The 957-nt window shown below is 39.6% G+C and carries 1 protein-coding gene; it reads left to right on the top strand.

What is annotated here, in order from left to right; genetic code table 11:
- Positions 1 to 957, top strand: a 957-nt coding sequence (locus tag ACTYA4_RS22065; protein WP_445505876.1) for an IS110 family RNA-guided transposase, incomplete at both ends; no start/stop codon positions are given.

The raw sequence follows: 957 nt of genomic DNA, 5'->3' as shown, positions 1-957 counted from the left end.
AAAAACTTGGAGATCCTCACACTTTACGATTTTGTTATGAAGCAGGTCCAACTGGATATCCATTATATAGATTATTAAGTACCTTGGGTGTTCATTGTGAGGTAATAGCTCCATCTTTAATCCCGCAAAAACCAGGTGAGCGTATTAAAACGGATCGCAGGGATTCTATCCGTCTCGCTCAGTTATATCGAGCAGGTGAATTAACTTCTATCTATGTTCCTACTACAGAAGATGAAGCTCTCCGAGATTTAGTTCGAGCACGTGAAGATGCAAAAGAAGATGAGTTAAGAGCGAAGCATCGCTTATCAAAGTTTTTACTACGTAATAATATCAAACAACCAGCTGGAGTGAATAAATGGACCAGAAAGTATCGTGACTGGCTAGATATACTAAAGTTTGAAAGTGCAGCTTTACGAGTGGTTTTTCAGGAATATTATCATCAATTAAAAGAGGTAGAACAGCGTATTTTAAGACTCGAAGAGGAAATTAAATTACAAGCAACGGAAGGTGTTCATGCACCAACGATTCAAGCCTTACAAGCATTAAGAGGTGTTGCGCTCATTACAGCGACCAGTCTTGTGGCGGAAATCGGTTCTTTTAATCGTTTTCCCACTCCAAAAAAATTGATGGCTTATATAGGATTAATTCCAAGCGAATCCTCAAGTGGCGAGAGAAGGAGACAAGGGGCAATCACTAAAACAGGAAATCGCCATGTTCGACGTCTGTTAATTGAGTCTGCCTGGAGTTATCGTTATCAACCAGCAGTAAAAGGAGATTTAAAGAGACGACAAGATGGTCTATCTCCAACCATTCAAGCGATATCCTGGAAAGCTCAAAATCGGCTTCATAAAAAATATTATCGACTATTATCCAGAGGAAAAGAAAGTAGTAAAGCAATCACCGCAATTGCAAGAGAGTTGGCAGGGTTTATTTGGGCTATTACTCAAGAGGTAGAAG

The sequence above is a fragment of the Niallia yueguangensis genome, assembly GCF_052663115.1.
Note: the sequence above shows the minus strand (reverse complement) of the source record. Positions and strands in the feature narration are given on the sequence as shown.